The sequence below is a fragment of the Streptomyces sp. NPDC054786 genome, from assembly GCF_053611685.1.
Map to the genome: position 1 here is coordinate 144,989 of NZ_JBSHAW010000007.1, position 20,657 is coordinate 165,645.

Sequence of the window (20,657 nt, forward strand, 5' to 3'; positions counted from 1 at the left end):
AGTCTCGGTCAGCCTCGGAGCGTGTTGCTAGAGGGGCTTGGAAGTCGTCGGGCGCAGCCTTGTGCTTGTGTCGCGTGACGTGATCTCTGATGAGGCGTGGGCCGTGCTCGGGCCTCTGTTTCCCGCTGTGAAGGCTACGGGCCGTCCGCCGGTAGACCGACGCACGGTGGTCGAGGCGACGGCGTGGCGGTTTCGCACCGGGGCGCCGTGGCGTGATCTGCCCGAGCTGTACCTCGTTCGCGTGGAAATGCCGACGCCTGAAAGACCAAGCGGCCGCGCCGGGAACAGCCGGTCCGGCGGCACGGTTGCATCGACCGAGGGACCGGCGCCGCACGGGCGGGGAACACGGAGACCACGAGGTCGTCCGCCCCACCAGGATCCGGGCCCCAGGATCGCGGTACGCCCGCCGCGCACTCGGACCAAGACGTATTTCTGCAGGAGGACTGTTTCATGACTGACCGGCCCTTGACGCTCATGGCAGTACACGCCCACCCCGACGACGAGGCCACCGGAACCGGAGGGGTCCTCGCGCGGTACGCGGCGGAAGGCATCCGCACGGTTCTCGTGACGTGTACCGACGGCGGTCGCGGTGACGGACCGGGGGGTGTCAAGCCGAGCGATCCCGGGCACGATCCGGCGGCGGTCGCCTTGATGCGCCGTCAAGAACTTGAGGCGAGCTGTGACGTCCTGAAGGTCAGCGATCTGGAGATGCTGGACTACGCCGACTCCGGGATGACGGGCTGGCCGAGCAACGACGCCCCCGGATCCTTCTGGCGGACCCCCGTGCAGGAAGGCGCGGCCCGACTCGCTGAACTCATGCGGCACTACCGACCTGATGTGGTCGTCACCTACGACGAGAACGGCTTCTACGGCCACCCCGACCACATACAGGCTCACCGCATCACGATGGCGGCGCTGGAGATGGCCGCGCTGACTCCGAAGGTTTACTGGACCACGATGCCCCGCTCGATGATGCAGCGGTTCGGCGAGATCATGCGCGAGTTTCATGAGGACATGCCGGAGCCGGATCCTGCCGAGGCCGCCGCGATAGCCGAGATCGGCCTCCCCGACGACGAGATCACCACGTGGGTGGATACCACCGCGTTCAGCGGTCAGAAGTTCGACGCGTTGGCCGCGCACGCCAGTCAGGGCGAGAACATCTTCTTCCTCAAGATGGGCAAGGAGAGGTTCGGCGAGTTGATGGGCATGGAGACCTTCGTACGTGTCCAGGACGCCACCGGCGCGGCCGTACCCGAGAACGATCTCTTCGCCGGACTGCGCTGATCCGCCCGTCCGACCGGCCGGGATCGCGCATTGACCGCACGGCGCGATCGAGCGGGTCACACACCCGGAGGCTTGTCCACGCGAGTTCCGCTCCGGCAGCCCGCGTCCAGGCCCTCGCCGACGGCGTCGACGCGTGCCCGCACTTGTGACCCGACACCGTGCTCGTTCCCAAACCACCTGGCAACCGCACAGGTGAGAGACCTGGGGCTGCTGACTCGGAAGGTGCGCGAAAGCCCAGGTCACAAGCCCGGCGGTCTGCTCCGATCAAGACAGACAGGTCTCCGACACCAACCGCGAGACCCTACAGCAATTCCGTCGGACAGCCGAACGGGCGGACGGGCCTCGGAAGCGGGGGCATCCTCACACCCGTCCGCCCCGGGACGGGGTCCCGGTCGCACACCCACGCTGAAACAAAGGAGTACGGCGTGCGACCGGGGCCCTTGGCGCGCCGGTCCTCCGTGCACAACCGCACTCGTGCGCTGCCAGTGGCGAGCGAGCACACGAGTTGGCGTTGGTCATCGCTGCCGTCTCCGAGCGATGTGGACCGACTGTCAGCGCCAGACGAATCAGCCGTCTTTGTAAGACGGTGTGCGGCGTGTCATTGATCGTCGTCGACGTGATGCTTCACAGCCGCCGGACGCGCAATACGCCGGTCAGCATCGGGAGGGTGAAGTCGCCGTGGGCGGTCTCCGGCCTACTCGCGAGGAAAGCGCGGATCCGGCCCAGCGTGGCCTCTCGTTCCTGTGCCGGCATGACCAGCACCCCCCGCTCGCGTCGCGATGGTCGCGACGCGGGAGTCGGCGGTGCGGCGCTGTCGTCTTTGGAAGGCGCATGCTTGCCGTCTCGGCGCGCCAGCTGGTGGGCGTGTCACGCGGGCCGATGGCCATGCTCCCGCTGACCCGCGCGAGCCCGGCAACGCACTCGACCCGGTCGTCCATGACGTTCCACAGGCCGGCCGGATGGGCGGCGGTCGCGGCCGGGCAGTGGGCGGCCGAGAGCGTGCGTGGGGTGATCCGTGACGTGGAGGCGGTCATCGTCGCGGTTGTTGTCACCACCAGCGTCGCGACGGGAAGCTAGGCCCACCATCCGGACCGCCGGACCGCCGGACCGCCGGACCGCCGGACCGCCGGACCGCCGGACGGCTCGATGGCAAGTCGGCCCGGGCTGGCTCGCGGACATGACCGACCCGAGGAGCTGCCGGACTGGCTCACCGAGGAGGACCTGACGAGCTCACCGCCAACTACGCCGCGGGTTTCACTGGCGCACTGGACTGGTACCGCAACCTGGACCACAACGGGTAACCGAGCGCCCCCTGGCACGGCGCCGTCGTCACCACCCCGACCCCGCGCGATCTTTTGTGGCGGGACCTGTTGATATCAGGGGGAGGCCTGTTATGGCATAGCTGCCGGGTGACGTCCGTCCGGATGCAAGCCCGATGCCCCAGCAATTGCGCCACCATGAGGAGTCTCGCTGATGCCTCGTCAGCTGAAAATCGCCCTGTTAGCAGCCATACTCTCCCTGCTCCTCGGCCTGGTCTGGGCCGTACAGGACCAGGCGGGCAAACCGCAGCCGGGAGCGGGGGTGAGGGCGGGGCAGGGGCGGACGCCGGCGGTCAAGGCCGCGGGGACGTTCCGAAATCCGCTGAACACGGGGCCGGACCCCTTCATGACGTATGCGAAAGGGGCCTACCACCTCACCACCACCCAGGGCGACAGCATCAAGATGTGGAGTTCGCCCTCGCTCGGCACGCTGCTCGACGCGGACCCGGTGACCGTGTGGCGGGACACCGACCCCACACGCAACCAGCACATCTGGGCGGCCGAGTTCTACCGTTTCGGGGACCGCTGGTACATGTACTACACGGCCGACGACGGTACGGACGACCATCACCGGCTGTACGTTCTGGAATCGGACGCCGATGACCCCGCCGGGCCGTACCACTTCAAGGCGAAGCTGACTCCGCCCCACCACGCTAACGATTTTGCCATCGACCCCAGCGTCTTCCAGCACAACGGCAAGCTCTACCTGGCGTATTCGGGGCTCAACCCCTACCAGCACAACGGTCTGAACATCGTCCCGATGTCGAACCCGTACACCGTCTCCGGTGACGCGGTGGCCCTCAAGGCCGACGGGGGCTGCCCAGAGGTCCGCGAGGCGCCCGAGTTCCTCAACCGCAACGGACGTACCTGGCTGACGTACTCGACCTGCGACACCGGCAAGCCCGACTACCAGCTGTGGATGCTGTCCCTGCCGGACAACGCCGACCCCCTGACGCCCGGCAACTGGCGGCAGCATCCCGGCCCGGTCTTCGGCCGCAACGACTCCAAGGGGGTCTACGGCCCTGGTCACCACGCCTTCTTCCGGTCACCCGACGGCACCCAGGACTGGATCGTCTACCACGCCAAGACGACCGCGGGTTACGCCTACAGCAACCGCACGACCCGGGCCCAGCCGATCGGATGGCACGCGGACGGCAGCCCGGACCTGGGCCGGCCGTTCGCCCTGGGCGCGACGCAAGACCTGCCTGCCGGTGACCCGGGCAACGGCAATTACTGGATCAACGACAACGGCCGATCCAGTGGAGCCGGCCAGGTCTCCTACCAGGGTGCCTGGAAGTCGGGGGCGGGGTGCGCGACCCAGTGCTTCTGGGACGACGACCACTGGAGCGACCGGGCGGGCAACACTGCGGACTTCACCTTCATCGGCACCCGTATCGCACTGTTGTCCGTACAGGACACCGGCAATGGCATCGCCGCCATCAGCGTCGACGGAGGCCCCGAGCAGCACGTCGACTTCTACGGGTCGCCCCGGACGGGCGAGACGCTCCAGTACCTCAGCCCGCGGCTGGCCTCCGGCAGGCACACCCTGCGCGTTCGGGTCACCGGGAAACACAGCGCACCGTCCACCGCATCCTTCGTGAGCGTGGACCGGGCCGAGGTCTACACCGGCTGAGACCGCCCCGACGGCCTGACTGCTGCGGGGTGTCCGGTGGTTGGGCGCCGGATGCCGTTGCGGGCCGGCGTCGAGTTGACCGATGACCCGCTGGTGAGATCTGGCCACTCCCACCAGCCCCCGGTGTGCCACAGTCCTGCGTCGGCGGCGGCCGCCAAGGAGGTCACGACAACCTCAAGAAGTTCGGCGCCGGCACCGTGCGTTGATCCGGGGACAAGGTCGTCCGGCATCCGCCCGCCGAAGAGGGTGCGGTAGTGGCCGGGCTGATCGATTCCCCAGCGCACGTAGACCGGGTCCGCGCCCTCGCGCCGCATCGCAGTGACCACTTTGCCGAACTGCCGCGGGCTCAGCCCGGTGAACGGGGCTGTCCAGGAGGGCTCCGACGTTGTGATCACACCAGCCACCACAAGAACATCTCATCTGTGACCAGCAGTTACGGGACACCGCTTACTCCACCGCATACAGCAGGTTGTACTCAGCACCATCCGCCCTGAAGCGCAGACTGCGCTCACCAGGCGTATCCGTGATCCACTGCTCCCCGAGCGTGCCATCCCCGACTGCTCCGCCGACCTCTCCGAGAGAGACGGCAATCGTTCCCGTGAAGTCGCAGTCGTACTTGACGGTGTACATCCGGTCTCCCAGCACCGTCCCATTCCATACAGTGCCACGATTCTGGACAACAAGCAGCGGCTCGTCGAAGCCGCTCCAGCCCTCAGTCGTGACGCACTTGAGCTTCTCCAGATAGAGCTTGGCCATACCGTCCCCTGTGAAGGATCCTTCTCGACACTTCACATCCTGCCGAGCCTCAATAAACGATCACTAAACGAATGAACGCGGTATTCGCCGCCAAGGCGATGCCCCGCCTGGGGTGGGCGTGGCATGGCTGTAGCCCTCGTCAGAGCAGCCAGTGCGCCGCGGCACCACCAGCCCCAAGGCTGACCAGCCACGCCAACAAGGCTGGCGATACCTGCAGTTGCAGGCGGTAGCCCGCCCGAACCTGGAGGCCGCGGCGGCCCAGCGTCACGCACCACCACCGCCCTCTACTGACCAGCACGTCGAGAGGCAACACCACGACGACGCTCAATAACTCCCGCGGCCCACCTGGCCCAGAGCCGCTACGCCGCGGCGTAGCTGAGGCGCAACAGACAGGGCGCACGCGAAGTTCCGCAACCGCTGATCAGCCGCTGTGCACGGTCAGGGAGTGGCCTCGACACGACCCGGCGCAGATACCCCTTCCAGTCTCTCCTGGATCACCCACGGACGCCCATGCAGCCCCACAGCCCGGCAGTCCTGGTGCGCGACGCAGAGGCCATCCGCCACTGGGCCTTGACCTGCACAGATGCGGATATGCGATGCCCTGACTTCCCCAAGCACCTTCTCGTAGCAGGTGAGCCGCGTGCCCAGCAGCGCTCCGACACTGCTCGGTTCTTCAGTCCGCCTCCGACACCTGCTGGCGCCGCCACTTTCCCGGGTCCGGTGTGCGGGGCACCTCGCGCAGCGGGGGAGTGAGGTGGCAGGAGCGGGTTCAGACGGGAACGATCAGATCGATCCCGTAGGCGGCGACCGCGAGGCAGGCGGCGAAGCACAGCACGGCCGTGACGGCTGCCAGCTTCTGGTGCCGGCCTGGAGGCGTGTCGGGGGCGGGCTCCCCGTGTCCGGCGTGGGCCCAGGTGGCCAGGCCGAGCGAGAACATCACGACGACCACCACGGTGATCCCGAGGCTGACTCCGAAGACCCCGGCCAGAGTGCCCCAGTCGATATCCATCCCGTTCCTCCTGCCTCTGCCTCTGCCTCTGCCTCTGCCTCTGCCTCTGCCTCTGCCTCTGCCTCTGCCTCTGCCTCTGCTTCTGCCTCTGCTTCTGCCTCTGCCTCGGCGACGGCCCGCCCGGTCGGGCCGGCTCAGGAGGCCGACCTGACAGCGGGCTTCGCCGCGTTTTGCGGCGCCTCATTGACATTCTCAGGGCTCACCGGGCGGCGGCGCGAGAGCACGTAGAAAGCTGCCGCGGCGGCCAGGGCGACACCCGCCACCAGGGCCACCCCCGCATCGCCCCGACCAGCCACCCACGCTGCCACGCCTCCCACGGCGGCCGCGGACGGCAGTGTCAGCAACCAGGACACCGCGATCCGCCCTGCGACGCCCCAGCGCACGTGTGCCAGCCTGCGGCCCAGCCCCGCGCCGAGGATGCTGCCCGTGCACACCTGGGTGGTCGACAGCGCGAAGCCCATGTGCGACGAGGCGAGAATCACCGCGGTCGCGCTGCTCTCGGCGGCGAACCCCTGCGGGGCCTGGATGTCGGTGAGTCCCTTGCCCATGGTCCGGATGATCCGCCAGCCGCCCGCGTACGTGCCCAGGGAGATCGCCAGGCCCGCGCTCAGCACCACCCACCAGGGCGGCCCCGCGCCATGGCTGAGCACCCCGCTCGAGATGAGCGCCAGGGTGATTACCCCCATCGTCTTCTGGGCGTCATTGGTGCCGTGCGCCAGTGCCACCAAGGACGCCGACCCGATCTGTCCCGCACGGAAGCCTTTTCCGACGGCGCGCGCCGGGGTCCTCCGGGTGATCGTGTAGGCGAGGTAGGTGGCCAGAAGCGCCACCACGCAGGCCACCACCGGCGAGGCCACCGCAGGGATCAGGATCTTCTCGATGATCGCGCCGAAGCGCACCGCGGAACCCCCGGCCCCCACCCACACCGCGCCGATCAGCCCGCCGAACAGGGCGTGGGACGAGCTGGAGGGCAGTCCGAGGAGCCAGGTAACCAGATTCCACAGGATCGCCCCGATCAGCCCGGCGAAGATCATCACCAGGGACACTTCGCTGTCTTGGACTATGCCGCCCGAGATCGTTTTGGCTACCTCCGTGGAGAGGAAGGCTCCGCCCAGATTGAGCAGGCCCGCGACGGCGACGGCGACCCGGGGGCTCAGCGCCCCGGTGGCGATGGAGGTGGCCATCGAGTTGGCGGTGTCGTGGAACCCGTTGGTGAAGTCGAAGGCCAGGGCGGTGAGGATCACGGCCACGAGCAGGAAGGAGACAGATGCCATCCCGGTCCTCCACGTCGAGGGCGGTCGGGCCACGCGGGCCTACCGAGCCATGTGTGCGAACCGCCGGTCTCTTCCCACGCTAAGTGCCGCTCAGGATCGCCGCCAATGCGACGGCGCGGGCCGGTCGCTGGCGGCCACGCCGATGGGCTGTGGCGCCCGACGGACCGAACGACGCAGACGGCAGCTGCTTCCACGTGCCTCCCGAGGTCGCGACGCACACGATCGCAGCCAGCACCTCCCGGTCACCGTGCCGACGCCGGCCCCGCCTTGTGGACGAATCGGTGTCTCCGGCGCCACCCGCTGGAACAGTCCCCACAGCTCATTCGGCACCAGCCGCTGGAACAGTCCCCACAGCTCATTCGGCACCAGCCGCTCAACAATCCCCACGCCAGACCTATCGAACATGCCAGTTGAGATGGCCTGTTAGAGGGAGTGCTGCCCTACCCTGGGGGATCCTTCGTGTGGGTCATGGGAACCCATGTGTCAACAGCGTGCGATACCAACGGAGTTGAGTATTCCTCCGCTGCGCGGGCGGTTTTCGACCTTCGGGAGACGACTCGTTTGGTTCCTCCAAAAGGAAGCCGTCTTCTTGCGGACTGCCTGATCGGCATCCGCCGGGCCTGGACCTGGGCCATCAGTCCCAGCGCCTTCGCCGCTCACGAACTGGCCCTGGAGCCACAAGGCGCGGGCAGGTCCGGCTTGTACAGGTATGCCGTCCCTTGCTCATAGTCGTGGAGGTCGGGGCCCGGCGGCAATTCCTGGCCACGCCAGTCGGTCAGGGCCGGGTCATTTCCGATCGTGCGGGCGGTGCGCAGGCCGCTGACCATGGCATCAAGGTCGCGGATCTCGGATCGTCCATCGGTTCAGTACCGGCTGTCAGTGGCGGGTCAAGTGCCCGGACGGGGAGCTCGTAGGTGCCGGCGCCGGGCCAACTCTTCGTCGTCGACCAGAGTGAGCATGGGCTGACCCGGTGCGCACATCATGGTGACGAGGAAGCGGCTCCGGGAGTCCGTCCGGTTGTTTCCGTCCTGGTAGTGGATGACATCGCCGCCCGGCTCCCAGAACGTCTCCCCGGCCTTGATCACCCGCTCCGGCTCACCTTCCAGCTCGAAGAGCATCTCCCCCTCGAGCACGTAGCCGAAGGCAGGTCCCGAGTGCCGGTGCGGAGGGGTGCCGGGATCGCCGGGAGGGAACTCGACGAGCACCGTCATCGCCTCCGCCTCCTCCGGAACGAACGGCGGTTTCGCCGACTGCAGCACGGTGAGCGCGGTCTTCCATGCTTCCGAGCGTGGTTGACTCTCGGCGCTGCCTGCCGTCTGTTCGTTGTTCGACATCGCGAGGTCTCCAGTGGTGGGGCGGCCGGGTCAGGTGAGCCAGTCGGTGTAGTGGGTGGGGGCGATGCGTGCGTCGCCCTTGGTGGTGAGCACATCGCCGTCGACGGCGGCGAACATGCCGGCGGTGTCGTCGGTGATGACCGTGCGGCCGTCGGGTCGGGCGTTCAGGGTGATCCGGCCGAGTTCGTCGAGGGGATGGACGTCGGGCCCGCCGACGTTGAGGGTTCCGTTCAGAGGCGTACCGGCGGCGACTTCGGCGACGGTGTCGGAGACGTCCTTTGCGGCGATCGGCTGGAGCGGGGTGGTGGGCAGGCGGACGGTGTCGCCCTCGGTGGTCCAGGACATGAAGGCGTCGATGAACTCCATGAACTGGGTGGCGTGGACGATCGAATAGGGGATCGGCCCGGCCTTGAGGATGTCTTCCTGCAAGACCTTGGCGCGGTAATAGGCGAGGTCGGGCACCTGGTCCGCGCCGACGATCGAGAGGATGACGAAGTGCCCCACCCCGCCCTTGTGGCCGGCGGCCAGGAGGTTGTCCATCGAGGTCTGGAAGAAGGCGGGAGAGGCGTCGTCGAACGTCGGCGAATTCGTCAGATTGACGATCCCGTCTACTCCGGCCACCGCCTCCTCCACGCCCTGGCCGGTGATCACGTCGACACCTGCGGTCGGCGAGTGCGGCACGGCCTCGTGCCCGGCGGCGTTCAGCTTCTTCACGACCTGCGACCCGATCAGACCGGTACCGCCGATGACTGCGAACTTCATGGGTCACCTTTCGTCGCGCACCGATAGGTCATGCGTCCAGATTGCGGCGATGCAGTGCACGGCGCACGCTGGGCCGTGAACTGCTGGCACGCTGGTGGCGCTGCGTGCTTACGGCATCGCTGATGGCACTTGATGCAAGGGCCATCCCTGGGAACGCTGGTGGTTGCTGCGACGCCCTTCCATGATCGGAGAGACCACACCTAATACCGCAACGGTGTTTGTGCTGATGGATGGGTGTTCAGTTCCCGGTTCCAGGTCTTGATCGCTTCGGAGGCTAGGAGCGGGGCGACCGGGGTGCCGGCCGGCGCCTGCAGCGGCTCGCGCATCGCGGACCTGGGAGGCCAGTTCGATGAACTGGTCGAGGTCCTCGTCCAGCCTGTAGCACAGCAGTTGAGCCAGAACCCCACCTCAGAAGGCACCACTGTCCGGCATTGTTCGATTGCGACAGCACGGTCACCGGATAGGTCGGAGAGAGGGCGTCGGTGCCTTCTGTCAGCTGTCTAGAAGAGGCGGGCGCGCATGTGCTGTGTGAGGTTTTCGAGGATCTCGCGCAGCCACGGGCTGCGGATGGCTGGTAGCCGGACCAGGGTGTCGCGGAACGCCCCCGGGTCGGCCCGGAACAGGTGACGGGGGCGCGGCGGGGGCGGGTCGTCGCGAAGGACGCCGTCGGGCATGCCGCCCGACGCAGGGAAGGGCAGGTACGGCTCGGGGAAGGCCAACCACAACCACACCCCGAATGGCAGCGGTACCGAGTATGCCGAGGCGGCCGGGTTGGCCGGGGCCCAGGGCTCACCCGTCTGCGGATGGGTCGGCACGAGGAGGATGTCGGCGTCCGCGGCGGCAGGCCGTCCCGGTCCGGCCAGGACGGCCCGCCGCACCGGCGGACCCGCGGGCAGCAGGGCGTCGAGGGCGCGTTGGAACACCTCCTCGGTCAGGCCTTCCGGGACGGTCACCGGCCGGCCTTCCGAGGCCGCCAACAGGTGGGCGAGCGCCCGGCCGACTGCCGCCTCCCACTGAGGGCTCCACGACCATAAACGGTCCGACCTCAGCCACGATCCCCACGTGGCGATCGGCTCGAACGGGGGCGTCCCCTTCCCCTCTGCCATCAGCTCCGCCCAGGAAAGCGGCGCGGCGTCGGCGTCGTCGACGAGGCGGCGACGCACGGCGTTTGGGGCCAACCACACCGCCTGCCAGAGCGAGCAGTCGTCAATCCTGCTCGCCACGGGCAGGCCGCACGTCTCGCAGGCCATGTTGGGGCCGTCGGCCCAGTCGAGGCCGCAGCAGTAGCCGCCGCCTTTCTCCGGGATCAGCACGGTGCCGCGTGTGTCTCCGGGTGCGATGACGATCGCGCCGGGCAGGCCGTCGGACAGGGCGTAGACCGGCGCATAGATGCCGCGGCCCGCAGCCTCGTCCGGATCGACCTTTTCCCACGTCCGCCACGGCGGCCCCAAGGGCTCCGGGTCCACGGCGAACGTGCCCGACTCCATGAGCACCGGGAGCTGAATCCCGTTCCCGTACTTCTGATGGGCGTGAGCCGGCAGGGCGACCTGGGACAGCGGAATGGTCAGCCTGGCGCCGCACCCCGCACACGTGAAAACGATCAAAAGTCCTCCGCTTGGGAAACAGAGGCATCGTCGCAGCCCGGAAGCGGCCGGCCAACGTGTTATTCGTTTCGCCTCGGAGCCGCAGCGCCGCCACGGCGTGGGCGCATCAGCTCCCACTCGAACTGGTATCGACTGTCGCCCAAGTCGGCGGTGAGCCGCGGGAATGTCGCCGCGACGTTCGTGGATGGGGCGACGGCGACGGATCCGGTGGGCGGGAGTGTCGGTCAGTTGAGGTAGTGGGCCCGCCCCTCGTCATCGAGCCCGACCGGGCCCTCGGGGATGATGCAGAACTCATTGCCCTCGGGGTCGGCCATCACCAGGAACCCGCCATCGGCGTACTGCTCCAGCCTGCGCCCGCCGAGCGCCTCGACCCGCTGCTGCTCGGCGGCCGGGTCGGGCGAGCTGATGTCGACGTGCATGCGGTTCTTGCCCGACTTCGGCTCGGCGGTCTGCTGAAATCCCAGGCCCAGGCCGTTTTCGCGCCGCAGCCATACGTACGGTCCCGTGCGGCCCACAACCGGCCTGCCGAGCAGCTCCGACCAGAATGCGGCGAGCCGAACGGGGTCGGCGGCATCGACGATGAGGGCATTCACACGCAGAGGGGAGTCCGTCATTCGCTGATCCTCTCAGAGGCTGTTGTGTGAGCCTTTGTCAGCCGGGCCGGTCCTCGTCAGAGGGCGCCTGCTCAGATGGGAAGAAGATCCGGCTGAGGAGATACGGTACGCGGCCCGGCTCTGGTTGGTTGGCGAGCAGGGGGCCCAGAATCGCGAGTAACTTGTGGTTCATCTCGGCGAGTTCGTCCGGGCTGAGCCAGAGGGTGCCCTGGCGGTAGGAGACCGAGTCGGCGACCGGGTCGGCGTCGTCGCGGTCGAGGTAGGCGTTGAACTCCGCGATCAGCACGGCCATGGCGGCGGCGAAGCCCCGGCGGTGGTCGTCCAGCGACATCGCGGCAGCCGCGTCGATGCCGACCACAGGGCGGTCCTGACGCAGCCGATAGTGCCGCTCGACGGCGCCGCGCACCCGCTGCTCCGCGGCGACCTCCAGGAAGCCCGCCTCGGTCAGCAGGGCGACGTGCCGGTACATGGTCACCTTCGACACCTCGGGCATGCGCGCGCACAGCTGCGAGGTGGTCAGCACCCGACCGCCGGCAAGCGCGTGCACCACTCGCAGACGCACAGGGTGAAGAAGCAGGTCGACTGTGTCCATGACGCTACTGTTTCACATACGATACCGTTATCGAAATTGAAAACGCAGTGCCGTAGGAGGGGAACATGGGGCAGGCAGTGGGGCGGACGGTGCAGGTGAACGGTCGGTCCGTCTATGTCGAGGAGTCCGGTACGGGGCCTGAGTGGGTGGTCTTTGAAGCCGGCGGGGGCCTGGGGCGTACCTGCTGGGAGCCAGTGCTGCCGCTGCTGACGGATCGAGGGCGACTGGTGGCCTACGACCGTGCCGGCTTCGGCCGCAGTGGCCGGACAGCGGTGCAACTGAGCATCGACGACATGGCCGCGGACCTGGTCGCCATGATCGAGGCAGTCGTCCCCGGCCCCTTCGTGCTCGTCGCACACAGCATGGGCGGGCTGGTCGCACGCCGCGCCGTGGAACGTCTGGGGCCACGGCTGCGGGGGCTATTGCTGCTCGATCCCACGCCGGAGAGCGCGCCCGTCTACAACACTCTCGACCAGACCGCCGCCAAGGTCGACCGTGCCATGGGCGTGACGCAGGCGCTGGTCCGGTCGCGCTCGCTGGCCCGCATGGTCAGCGGGAACATCCGCCGTGTCTTCCCGGCGGACACCTACGCGACCATGCTCGCCGAGGACCTCATCCCGGCCGGCATCGCGCAGACGAGGAAAGAGCTCAAGTCCGTGGCCGCAGCCATCCCTCAGCTCCGCGCCGGGCCGCCCCGCCTTCCGGCATGTCCGACCGTCCTGCTTTCGGCATCCCGCCCCGTGAAGGGACGGGGACAGCAGCACGCCGTCATCGCTGAACATCAGCGACGTTGGGTCCAGACGCTGCCGGATGGGCGGTTCGAAAAGGTCGACTCGGGGCACTTCATTCAGGCTGAGCAGCCGGGGATCGTCGCGGACAGGGTCGGACGCCTCCTCGACCGGGCTCCGGGCCGGCGCGTCCGGTCGGCCTGAAGGGTGTTGTGCGGGCTTCGCCGGATGTCAGTTTGAGTTGGCCTCTGGGGCGGCTGGTGCCGACTTGGCGTGGGTGAACAGGCCGGGTTCAGGCTCGGCGAGGATGCCGCGGCCCACCAGGCGTTTCAGTTTGGCGCGAGTGCTTTCGGTGTGCCGCGGCTCGGTGCCCAGGCCGAGCACCTGGCAGACGTCCTTGGCGCGGAGTCCTTCCTCGGCTCCCTCGATGGCGGCCAGGATCTCTCGGTATCCGGAAGGCAGCGGCTCGGGCGGCGGAGCGCCGTCCTCGGCGGCCGGTTCACAGATGGCCTGGCGGGTGATCTCCAGACGTCTCAAGGTGTTTTCGGCAGCGGTGAGTTGCTCAGTGAGACGGGCGATCTGGTCACGCAGCCGTTCGGCCGTCTCGCGAACAAGCTGCTGCCGGGTCTCGATTTTGTCCAGGAGTTCCCTCATCGACGCTCTCGCTTTTCGAGGGTGCTGAGCACAAGGCCGGCGGGTCGTGCCCGCTCGGGGTGGAAGCACGGGTGAGACGGCGGAGCATGACGTCGGCCATGGACCAGTGGATCATCGCCACCGAGCTGGCCGGCCTCGTCTCGTAGTCGCGCGCGAGGCGCCGGTGGAGCATGAGGGTGCCCAGGGTCTGCTCGACCACCCACCGTTTGGGTTCCGGCGCGAACCCTCTGGTGCCGGGCTCGCGTTGGACGGTGTCCACGTCGATGCCCCGCCGGGCGCCGTGGTCAACGACGGTGTTCTCGAACCCTGCGTCCACCCACGCCTTGGTCACCGTGGGTGCGGAGGCGGCGACCTTGTCCAGCAGCGTGACGCCGATCGCGTTGTCGTGGACACTGGCCGCGACAACGACGACGGCGATGAGCACGCCCAGGACGTCAGTGGCGATGCCGAGTTTGCGGCCGGGGCTCTTCTTCCCCGCATCCAGCCCGGTCGTCTCCTTGGGCGCGTTCGTGGAGGCGCGCACGGTCTGGGTGTCCAAAACGACGGCGGAGGGGTCCTCGCGCCGCTTGCGGCTCTCGCGGATCTGCCAGCGCAGCAGGTCGTGGACAGTCTCGGTAGTCCCATCGTCGCGCCACTTGGCGAAGTAGTAGTACACGGCCGTGTACGGAGGGAGGTCGTGAGGGAGATAGCGCCATTGGCAGCCGGTGCGAGCCTGGTAAAGGATCGCGTCGATGATCTCCCGTATCTCGTACTGTCCCTCGTGCCCGCTGACCGAGGAGTGTCGGGCCTTCCACGCGGTGATGACCGGCCGGATCAGCTTCCAGGCTTCATCGGACAGGTCGCTCGGGTACGGAGCGCGCTCACCCACGACCACCAGCACACCGCAACCACCGCGAACCGCAAGCTCCCAAACCGGACAACCCGCCTTCAAGCACTACGAGAGCCGCCCAGACTAGCGCAACACCCTCTCAGGGCGCGCCGCTCAACGGTGCTGCCGCGGAAAGCCGCTGTGCCTCAGCCGGGGCCAGGGGGCACAGCACGGAAGTCGATGGGTTATCAGATGTCCTGCAGGCCCTTGTCGACGACCTGGCGGAACACGTCGAGCATCACGCGATGACAGTGCCCTCCGGTCGGCCGCCCCGCCCCTGAAACCGGGCCCGGACCGGCAGCAACGGCCGGACGACCTGCCACTCCGCCTCCGTCGGATCGGAGCGGTAACACCCGCACCCGCTCCGGCCCGTCCGCCGCGTTGCCGAATCTGTGCGTGAGACAGCCACACGTCAGGGACGGCGCGTTGAACAGGACGCGGGCACGAAAGACTGCGACGCAGGGCCTCCTGGTGCTGCTCGGTGGGGATCGCCACCCGGAGCTACAGGAGGCCTGCCGTTATGCCCCGGCTGCTCAGAGACCACCCGAACAGGAACCACGTTCAATTGGTTAGGTCTGACGAACGGTCAGCGGAATTTTCGCAGTGTCGGTCGATACTCAAGCATGTGGGTCGATCTCGGCCGTGGTCAGGTCTGCGAGTCGTTGTGCGGTGTTGAAGTGGGGGGTGAGACGGGTCTTGGCCATGGCGAAGGAGGTGCCGGTGGCGGTGTCGGCATAGACGTAGCTGCCGCCACCACCGACCCAGCCGAACGTGGCAGGTGCCTCGTCCGGCCGAGTACCGATGCGGCCGAGCGGATAGCCCAGGGCCAGCCGCGCATGGTTACCGAAGACCTGGTCGGTGCCCTCGAAGGCCACCGCCGTCAACTCCTCGAGTTGGTGTGAATCGATGAGCCGACCGTCGAGGACCGCGGCATTCATGGCAGCGATTCCCCGCGCGGTGAAGGTGCCGACCGACGGGATGTCCGCTTGCAGGATCTCGTGGCTGTTGCCCATGGCCGCGGTCGGTTGCAATTCCCAGGGCGCAAGAATGCCATCGCCGTCAGGTGGGCCGACCGGGAGTGGTGCGGCGTCTTCGAGTCGCGCCAGCCGGGCCAGGTCGGTTCGGGGCACACCGAAGTACAGGTCACCGTCGAGGCCCAGGGGCACGGTGACCCACTCGTGCAGGAGTTGGCGCATCGGTTTGCCTGTGGCCCGGCGTGCGACCTCGCCGACGAGGAAGCCGAAGGTGAACGCGTGGTACCCCGTCTCGGTCCCGGGTCGCCAGCGTGGTTCGGCGTCGGCGATCGCGGTGCAGACCCGCGACCAGTCAGTCAGGTCGGCAGGGCCGATGCCACGAGGTATCGCCGGCACGCCGACCGAGTGTGTCAGCACGTGTCGAAGAGTCGCAGTCGCCTTGCCGTGGGTGCCGAATTCCGGCCACAGGTCGACCACCCGTGTGTCGTATCCGACAGCACCGGTCCTGACGAGCAGGTGAGCGATCAACGACGTCATGACCTTGCCGGCAGAGAAGCTGAAGAACGGGGTCTCCGGGGTCACCCTGCGCCCGGTCTGGCTGTCGGCGACGCCGGCGACGGCGTCGACAACAAGAGCACCGTGGTGGTAAACGGCAACCTGCAAGCCGGTTTCGTCTTCGGCATCAACGAGTTCGTCGAGGGCGCTTTGGACCTTTTGCTGCAGGGAGGGCATCATCGTCACCGGCTCGGCCACGTGTAGCGAGTCTGGCTGGATGTCGGTAGCTTGCCGAAAGCGAATCCGGCAGTCGGCGCGACCCGATCCAGCCTGGTGTCGCCGACGATGACGGCCTCGACCGCCAATGCCCACGGCCTCGCTTGCGCGCCTGGAGACGAAAACGGCCCCAGCACAGCATCATCCGGTTCACTGTCCAACATGTCACGTCCTTGGGCCAATGAGGCATGCTCAGCCAACCGACACTGCTGAAGCAGCGACAGCAAGCCGAACCATCATGCCTTCCGGTAGGTGTTACGCGCCGTCTTGATGAGGCCTCAACTCGCCGAGAAACTCATCGGTCCGCGCGCGTACCAGCAACCCGTTGTTCCGCCACGAGGGCTTGTTACTCGCTCCGATCGCTTCTGAGCCGCTATTCGGTTTGATGTGGGATCAGCATGGTCGGCGGGTTTGTGGTGGATTCGTAACGGTACTGGGTGTGATGCAACGGGTGGGATCGCCAGCTCATCTGGGTAGTCAGCGAGGCGCACCGGGCGCCTTCGTTAAGGGGGTGGGTCTCGCCATGTGGGGGAGACCCACGGGAGGGAAGTCCATGACCAGGACAAAGAAGACCGGGATGAAGGCGCGGGGCGGCCGTGTGGCCGCGATCGGTGCGCTGGGTCTGGCGTCGGTGGCTCTGGCCGCCGGGCCTGCGTTCGCCAAGGGCAGTGTGGACATTACGGCGCCGCACACGGCACAGGTCGGCAAGACCATCACGGTCAAGGCGCACGGCGGCGACGACAGCGCCGGCTACCTGCATCAGCTGTGCCTGGAGGAGAACGGCTTCGGCGAAGGGTGGCACCAGGAGAACTGCAGCGCCGCGGTCGAGGGCGACGCGCAGGTCACTGCACACGGCACGTCCGCGCGTCGCGGCAACCTGCAATTCCGCGCGGTGCTGTACGGCCTGACCAGCACGCACGACCACCAGCCCGTGCGTCTGAACGCCTCTGACGTGGTGACGGTGCACGTTCGCTGATTCCAGGCGCGGCCGCAAACACTGCCCGCAGCTGCGCGGTTCAGTTCCTGTTTGCCATGAGATACAGAGCTGGGCGGATCAGGGTGCGGGTCAGGCTTGTCCGTCCTGGTGCCCTGGTGACGCGCCGGTGCCCCGACCCCGCGGTCGGGGCACCGGCTACGGCGCGTCAGCGGGTTGCTGCCGCCTTGGCGAGGGCCGCGTCGAGGTGCTGGTCGACGACGGCTGGCAAGCCGGAGAGGATGACCAGCACGCTGCCGTCACGGATCGTGCTCTTCCTCACCACGGTGTCGCGGCCCCCGGCGGAATAGGTCAGGAGCTGGTTCCACCGCTCGTCCGATGACCACGCCCTTCTCCGTGAGCCGGGTGTCCTCGGCCGCCACCGAGATCCCGAAGTCGATCACCCAGGGGCCGTCCCCCGCGAGCAGTACGTTCGACGGTTTGGGGTCCCGGTGCGTCACGCCTGCGCGGTGGACGGCTCCGAGTGCCTCGGCCAGCGCGGGCCCCCAGCTGTCGCACCGCATGCTCAGGCCAGGCCCCCGTGCTCGGCCACCGCTTCTCCCAGGGAAAGCCCTGGGACGTACTCGGTGGCCGGCCATGCCGGGCGGCCCTCCGCATCGGCGTCGACCACCGCGGCGGTGAAGAAGCCCGCCACCCGGCGCGCCGCTGCCACCTCCCGCACAAACCGCCGCCGAAAACCGGGGTCGTCCGCCAAGGCGGCGCGCACCATCTTCACCGCGACCGTGCGTCCGCTCGGCGACCGCGCCAGGTACACCCGGCCCATGCCGCCCAGGCCGAGCCGTGCCGCCAGCCGGTAACGGCCGACCTGTTCGGGATCCCCCGAAGCCAACGGTGCGAACGCCGCCACCGCGCCGCTGCTGTCATCTCACCGGTAACCGGATCCATCTTCCTTGTAGAACCGTGGACTTGAGAAGCCCGACCATGGTTCCGGACGCGCGAATCCCGGCGTCAACTGGTGGGCTTTCATGTGGAGGTGTCGCCTGTTCCGTAGTGAGATCCGGTCTGGTGTCACCGTGTGTGGTCGCCGGGGGCATATCGGCTCCAGGTGCCGCCGGCTCGGCGACGAGTCGGGTGGCGGTCGTTGTCGTGGTAGCCGTAGGCGTCCTCCAGGCCCGCGGACTTCACCTCGACGTCGAAGCCGATGTCGTGAAGGAGGCATACACCACATACACGCAGAAGTTGACGACCTCGTAGTCGTTGTCCTGCTGATCGCTCGGCCGGTGTTCACACAGAGTTGGTGTCCACTCGCTTCGATGAGCGGGCTGCAGCGCCCATCCCCGACTGTCCATGCCCATATGAGGAGCTTTCATGGCCCCCGATCCGATCACTCCGAGGTCCGAGTCCGAGCTCGGCGACAGACCCGAGACGTCGACCGGCACCACACGCCGTTGGTTCCTCCAGGGCACGGGGGGCGTCGCCGGGGCGCTGGTGCTCGGCGCGACCGCCGGGGCGGGCGGCGCGTACGCCGCTCCGAAGCCCAGGTACGTCGTGCCAAAGGGCTTCCAGGGCAACATGTCCGACCTGAAGCATGTCGTGATCCTGATGCAGGAGAACCGGTCCCTCGACCACTACTTCGGCACGTTCCCCGGCATACGGGGCTTCAACGACAAGCAGGCGCTGCGTTTCCAGGACGGCACCACCGTCTTCCAGCAAAAGGACGGCAGCGGCAACATCGTCACCCCGCAGGTCGACGACGGAGCCTGGGGCAACGACCACGGAGCCTGGGGCGACGCCGACCATCGCAAGTGGGACCTGTGGGTGCAGCACAACGGCGCCAGCTGCATGAACTACCACAGCGACGCCTACATGGGCTTCTACCACTCGGTCGCCGCGCAGTACACCATCGCCGACCAGAACTTCTGCTCCGAGTTCGGGCCGACCGACCCCAACCGAAAGTACCTGTGGAGCGGCACCGCCAACAGCGAGACGGGCAACACCGATGAGTCCAACTACTCCCGTCCCTGGATCACGGTGGCCGAGCAGCTCCAGCAGGCCGGCATCGACTGGCGGCTCTACTCCGACAACAGCGGCAACGGGCGACAGGGCTACCTCAGCACCTGGGTCGGCGACTACGGCGACAACGAGCTGAAATACTTCAAGGGGTTCGACCCCGAGGGGCTGAGCGCCGACGACCCCAAGCTGCGGCCCGGCACCGGGCTGATCTGGCGCGGCAACGCCACGTACTACTCCGGCATGACCTCGCCGAACGACGACTCCGAGGACAACCTCGACGCGGTCCTCAAAAACCTCCACGAGGCCTGCCGGCCGGGCGCGGAACACCCACTGCCGGCAGTCTCCTGGATCGTGGCGCCGTACGGCTGGTCCGAGCACCCGAGCGCGGACACCCTGCACGGCGAGCGCTACGTCAAGAAGGTGCTCGACATCCTGCAGAGCAACCCCGATATCTGGAACCACACCCTCTTCATCCTCAACTACGACGAGAACGACGGGAAGTTCGACCACGTGCTGCCGCCATGGCCTGAGCCGGGCACGGCGCGCGAGTACGCCGGCGACTACCCGCTCGGCTTCGGTGCGCGGGTGCCGATGCTGCTGGTCTCGCCGTGGACCCGCGGCGGGTACGTCGCCTCGGAAGTCTTCGACCACACCTCGACGATCAAGTTCCTCGAGACCTGGGCGACCCACCTCGGCAAGCCGTTCCGTTGCCCCAACATCAGCGACTGGCGGCGCTCGATCGCGGGCGACCTGACCAGCGCGCTCGACTTCGCCCACCCGCAACCGGGGCCGGCCACCTTCCCGGACCCGCACGCCGAGCAGCCGGTGTCCATCGCCGCCAACCACATGAAACCGCGCCCGCTGAGCTTCCATCCGCACGCGACGATCTCGGAGGACCGCACGTCGGGGACGGCCACCGCCAGGATGACCCTGACCGGCGGCCCGAAAGACAAGGCCTTGAGCTTCCAGGTCTTCCCCGACAAGTACCAGGCGTTCTCCAGCACGCCGTTCACCGTCACCGCGAGCAAGCCGCGCGAGTACACCTGGGACACCAAGGCCACCGACGGCAAGTACGCGTTCTCGATCTACTCCAACGACGGCTTCGTGCGCTCCTTCGCCGGCCAGCTCGCGCCCGCTGGAAAGGGGGAGGGTGGCCTCCCGCGCGTGGAAGCCGACCTCCTGAAGGGCGAGGGCGCCAAGCACGATGCTCAGGTGAAGCTCACGTTGCACAACGACGGCACCAAGCCGGTGAACTACACGCTCACCGCTCACGACTACCTCGGCCGTACCCGGAAGGTCACGGTGGCCTACGGCGAGACGAAGGCCGTCATGTGGCCGACCCAGGAGGGCTACTACGACGTGGTCGTCACCGTCGACACCGACACGACCTGGACGCAGCGCTACGCCGGCCGGATCGCCACTACCGGAACGGACTGATCGGCCAGGACATCCGTGGCGACGGCGGCCGGCCAGGCCCCCCGCGCCCCGCGGCAACGGCACGGACCCCAAAACTCCCCACCGATAAAATGTCAGA

General features: G+C 67.8%; 20 protein-coding genes and 3 pseudogenes. 7 read left to right on the top strand and 16 right to left on the bottom strand.

What is annotated here, in order from left to right; translation table 11 throughout:
- Positions 1 to 79: 79 nt before the first annotated feature.
- Together ACWGI6_RS08645 and ACWGI6_RS08650 are read left to right on the top strand one after the other, a co-directional pair.
- Positions 80 to 454, top strand: coding sequence for a transposase (locus ACWGI6_RS08645; protein ID WP_453266868.1), 375 nt, complete (start codon positions 80 to 82; stop codon positions 452 to 454).
- On the top strand, positions 451 to 1,284 hold the full coding sequence (locus ACWGI6_RS08650) for a PIG-L family deacetylase (RefSeq protein ID WP_453266809.1): 834 nt from the start codon (positions 451 to 453) through the stop codon (positions 1,282 to 1,284). Before ACWGI6_RS08645 ends, ACWGI6_RS08650 begins: the two co-directional genes overlap by 4 nt.
- Positions 1,285 to 1,908: 624 nt before the next feature.
- Here the strand turns inward: ACWGI6_RS08650 and ACWGI6_RS08655 are convergent.
- Positions 1,909 to 2,037: a hypothetical protein gene (locus tag ACWGI6_RS08655; protein ID WP_453266810.1), complete on the bottom strand. Its 129-nt coding sequence runs from the start codon at positions 2,035 to 2,037 to the stop codon at positions 1,909 to 1,911.
- A 183-nt stretch (positions 2,038 to 2,220) separates the two neighbouring features.
- Between ACWGI6_RS08655 and ACWGI6_RS08660 the strand changes: the two genes are divergently transcribed.
- Positions 2,221 to 2,361 (top strand): hypothetical protein, encoded by a 141-nt coding sequence (locus ACWGI6_RS08660; protein WP_453266811.1) that lies wholly within the window; start codon positions 2,221 to 2,223, stop codon positions 2,359 to 2,361.
- Positions 2,362 to 2,757: 396 nt separating this feature from the next.
- Complete coding sequence (locus tag ACWGI6_RS08665) at positions 2,758 to 4,236, top strand: glycoside hydrolase family 43 protein (protein ID WP_453266812.1); 1,479 nt, start codon at positions 2,758 to 2,760, stop codon at positions 4,234 to 4,236.
- On the opposite strand, the gene ACWGI6_RS08670 is transcribed toward ACWGI6_RS08665, so the two are convergent.
- The 11 genes and pseudogenes from ACWGI6_RS08670 to ACWGI6_RS08720 all read right to left on the bottom strand — a co-directional run bounded on the left by ACWGI6_RS08670 (position 4,224) and on the right by ACWGI6_RS08720 (position 12,181).
- Positions 4,224 to 4,550, bottom strand: coding sequence for a TetR-like C-terminal domain-containing protein (locus tag ACWGI6_RS08670; RefSeq protein WP_453266869.1), 327 nt, complete (start codon positions 4,548 to 4,550; stop codon positions 4,224 to 4,226). The genes ACWGI6_RS08665 and ACWGI6_RS08670 overlap by 13 nt on opposite strands.
- A pseudogene (locus ACWGI6_RS08675) lies at positions 4,524 to 4,640 on the bottom strand (IS5/IS1182 family transposase); the annotation flags it as partial. The gene ACWGI6_RS08670 and the pseudogene ACWGI6_RS08675, both read right to left, overlap by 27 nt.
- 43 nt (positions 4,641 to 4,683) lie before the next feature.
- Positions 4,684 to 4,992, bottom strand: coding sequence for a hypothetical protein (locus tag ACWGI6_RS08680; protein WP_453266813.1), 309 nt, complete (start codon positions 4,990 to 4,992; stop codon positions 4,684 to 4,686).
- A 769-nt stretch (positions 4,993 to 5,761) separates the two neighbouring features.
- Complete coding sequence (locus ACWGI6_RS08685; RefSeq protein ID WP_453266814.1) at positions 5,762 to 6,001, bottom strand: hypothetical protein; 240 nt, start codon at positions 5,999 to 6,001, stop codon at positions 5,762 to 5,764.
- 134 nt (positions 6,002 to 6,135) lie between these two features.
- Positions 6,136 to 7,275, bottom strand: a complete 1,140-nt coding sequence (locus ACWGI6_RS08690) for an anion permease (RefSeq protein ID WP_453266815.1) — start codon at positions 7,273 to 7,275, stop codon at positions 6,136 to 6,138.
- Positions 7,276 to 7,411: 136 nt separating this feature from the next.
- Positions 7,412 to 7,680 (bottom strand): annotated as a pseudogene (locus ACWGI6_RS08695) (transposase); the annotation flags it as partial.
- A 482-nt stretch (positions 7,681 to 8,162) separates the two neighbouring features.
- Positions 8,163 to 8,609 (bottom strand): cupin domain-containing protein, encoded by a 447-nt coding sequence (locus ACWGI6_RS08700; RefSeq protein ID WP_453266816.1) that lies wholly within the window; start codon positions 8,607 to 8,609, stop codon positions 8,163 to 8,165.
- 30 nt (positions 8,610 to 8,639) lie between these two features.
- On the bottom strand, positions 8,640 to 9,371 hold the full coding sequence (locus ACWGI6_RS08705; RefSeq protein ID WP_453266817.1) for an SDR family oxidoreductase: 732 nt from the start codon (positions 9,369 to 9,371) through the stop codon (positions 8,640 to 8,642).
- 500 nt (positions 9,372 to 9,871) lie between these two features.
- A complete protein-coding gene (locus tag ACWGI6_RS08710) occupies positions 9,872 to 10,975 on the bottom strand; it encodes a hypothetical protein (RefSeq protein WP_453266818.1) in 1,104 nt (367 codons plus the stop codon).
- 224 nt (positions 10,976 to 11,199) lie between these two features.
- The gene (locus ACWGI6_RS08715) at positions 11,200 to 11,589 is read right to left on the bottom strand and encodes a VOC family protein (RefSeq protein WP_453266819.1); all 390 of its coding nucleotides are present in this window, start codon (positions 11,587 to 11,589) and stop codon (positions 11,200 to 11,202) included.
- A 37-nt stretch (positions 11,590 to 11,626) separates the two neighbouring features.
- Positions 11,627 to 12,181 carry a helix-turn-helix domain-containing protein gene (locus ACWGI6_RS08720; RefSeq protein ID WP_453266820.1) on the bottom strand — a complete coding sequence of 185 codons (555 nt, stop codon included), beginning with the start codon at positions 12,179 to 12,181 and terminating at the stop codon, positions 11,627 to 11,629.
- A 65-nt stretch (positions 12,182 to 12,246) separates the two neighbouring features.
- Here ACWGI6_RS08720 and ACWGI6_RS08725 point away from each other — a divergent pair, with 65 nt between their 5' ends.
- Positions 12,247 to 13,113 (top strand): alpha/beta fold hydrolase, encoded by an 867-nt coding sequence (locus ACWGI6_RS08725; protein WP_453266821.1) that lies wholly within the window; start codon positions 12,247 to 12,249, stop codon positions 13,111 to 13,113.
- A gap of 27 nt (positions 13,114 to 13,140) precedes the next feature.
- Here the strand turns inward: ACWGI6_RS08725 and ACWGI6_RS08730 are convergent, their stop codons facing one another.
- From ACWGI6_RS08730 to ACWGI6_RS08740, 3 genes and pseudogenes are all read right to left on the bottom strand, one after another.
- Positions 13,141 to 13,563 (bottom strand): hypothetical protein, encoded by a 423-nt coding sequence (locus tag ACWGI6_RS08730; RefSeq protein WP_453266822.1) that lies wholly within the window; start codon positions 13,561 to 13,563, stop codon positions 13,141 to 13,143.
- Positions 13,564 to 13,615: 52 nt separating this feature from the next.
- Positions 13,616 to 14,431, bottom strand: a pseudogene (locus ACWGI6_RS08735) (IS5 family transposase); the annotation flags it as partial.
- 617 nt (positions 14,432 to 15,048) lie between these two features.
- Positions 15,049 to 16,158 carry a serine hydrolase domain-containing protein gene (locus ACWGI6_RS08740; protein WP_453266823.1) on the bottom strand — a complete coding sequence of 370 codons (1,110 nt, stop codon included), beginning with the start codon at positions 16,156 to 16,158 and terminating at the stop codon, positions 15,049 to 15,051.
- Between the two features lie 571 nt (positions 16,159 to 16,729).
- On the opposite strand from ACWGI6_RS08740, the gene ACWGI6_RS08745 reads away from it, so the two are divergent.
- Positions 16,730 to 17,152 (top strand): hypothetical protein, encoded by a 423-nt coding sequence (locus ACWGI6_RS08745; protein ID WP_453266824.1) that lies wholly within the window; start codon positions 16,730 to 16,732, stop codon positions 17,150 to 17,152.
- 523 nt (positions 17,153 to 17,675) lie between these two features.
- Here the strand turns inward: ACWGI6_RS08745 and ACWGI6_RS08750 are convergent.
- Positions 17,676 to 18,017: a hypothetical protein gene (locus ACWGI6_RS08750; protein ID WP_453266825.1), complete on the bottom strand. Its 342-nt coding sequence runs from the start codon at positions 18,015 to 18,017 to the stop codon at positions 17,676 to 17,678.
- Between the two features lie 461 nt (positions 18,018 to 18,478).
- Here ACWGI6_RS08750 and ACWGI6_RS08755 point away from each other — a divergent pair, with 461 nt between their 5' ends.
- On the top strand, positions 18,479 to 20,560 hold the full coding sequence (locus ACWGI6_RS08755; RefSeq protein WP_453266826.1) for an alkaline phosphatase family protein: 2,082 nt from the start codon (positions 18,479 to 18,481) through the stop codon (positions 20,558 to 20,560).
- Positions 20,561 to 20,657 lie beyond the last annotated feature (97 nt).

Bases quoted from the DNA above. Each gene is read 5' to 3' on its own strand.
- ACWGI6_RS08685 (WP_453266814.1), bottom strand. From the start codon at position 6,001: ATGGATATCGACTGGGGCACTCTGGCCGGGGTCTTCGGAGTCAGCCTC.
- ACWGI6_RS08660 (WP_453266811.1), top strand. From the start codon at position 2,221: ATGACGTTCCACAGGCCGGCCGGATGGGCGGCGGTCGCGGCCGGGCAG.
- ACWGI6_RS08730 (WP_453266822.1), bottom strand. From the start codon at position 13,563: ATGAGGGAACTCCTGGACAAAATCGAGACCCGGCAGCAGCTTGTTCGC.
- ACWGI6_RS08725 (WP_453266821.1), top strand. From the start codon at position 12,247: ATGGGGCAGGCAGTGGGGCGGACGGTGCAGGTGAACGGTCGGTCCGTC.
- ACWGI6_RS08655 (WP_453266810.1), bottom strand. From the start codon at position 2,037: ATGCCGGCACAGGAACGAGAGGCCACGCTGGGCCGGATCCGCGCTTTC.
- ACWGI6_RS08665 (WP_453266812.1), top strand. From the start codon at position 2,758: ATGCCTCGTCAGCTGAAAATCGCCCTGTTAGCAGCCATACTCTCCCTG.
- ACWGI6_RS08650 (WP_453266809.1), top strand. From the start codon at position 451: ATGACTGACCGGCCCTTGACGCTCATGGCAGTACACGCCCACCCCGAC.
- ACWGI6_RS08690 (WP_453266815.1), bottom strand. From the start codon at position 7,275: ATGGCATCTGTCTCCTTCCTGCTCGTGGCCGTGATCCTCACCGCCCTG.
- ACWGI6_RS08680 (WP_453266813.1), bottom strand. From the start codon at position 4,992: ATGGCCAAGCTCTATCTGGAGAAGCTCAAGTGCGTCACGACTGAGGGC.
- ACWGI6_RS08755 (WP_453266826.1), top strand. From the start codon at position 18,479: ATGGCCCCCGATCCGATCACTCCGAGGTCCGAGTCCGAGCTCGGCGAC.
- ACWGI6_RS08700 (WP_453266816.1), bottom strand. From the start codon at position 8,609: ATGTCGAACAACGAACAGACGGCAGGCAGCGCCGAGAGTCAACCACGC.
- ACWGI6_RS08715 (WP_453266819.1), bottom strand. From the start codon at position 11,589: ATGACGGACTCCCCTCTGCGTGTGAATGCCCTCATCGTCGATGCCGCC.
- ACWGI6_RS08705 (WP_453266817.1), bottom strand. From the start codon at position 9,371: ATGAAGTTCGCAGTCATCGGCGGTACCGGTCTGATCGGGTCGCAGGTC.
- ACWGI6_RS08745 (WP_453266824.1), top strand. From the start codon at position 16,730: ATGACCAGGACAAAGAAGACCGGGATGAAGGCGCGGGGCGGCCGTGTG.
- ACWGI6_RS08720 (WP_453266820.1), bottom strand. From the start codon at position 12,181: ATGGACACAGTCGACCTGCTTCTTCACCCTGTGCGTCTGCGAGTGGTG.
- ACWGI6_RS08670 (WP_453266869.1), bottom strand. From the start codon at position 4,550: ATGCGGCGCGAGGGCGCGGACCCGGTCTACGTGCGCTGGGGAATCGAT.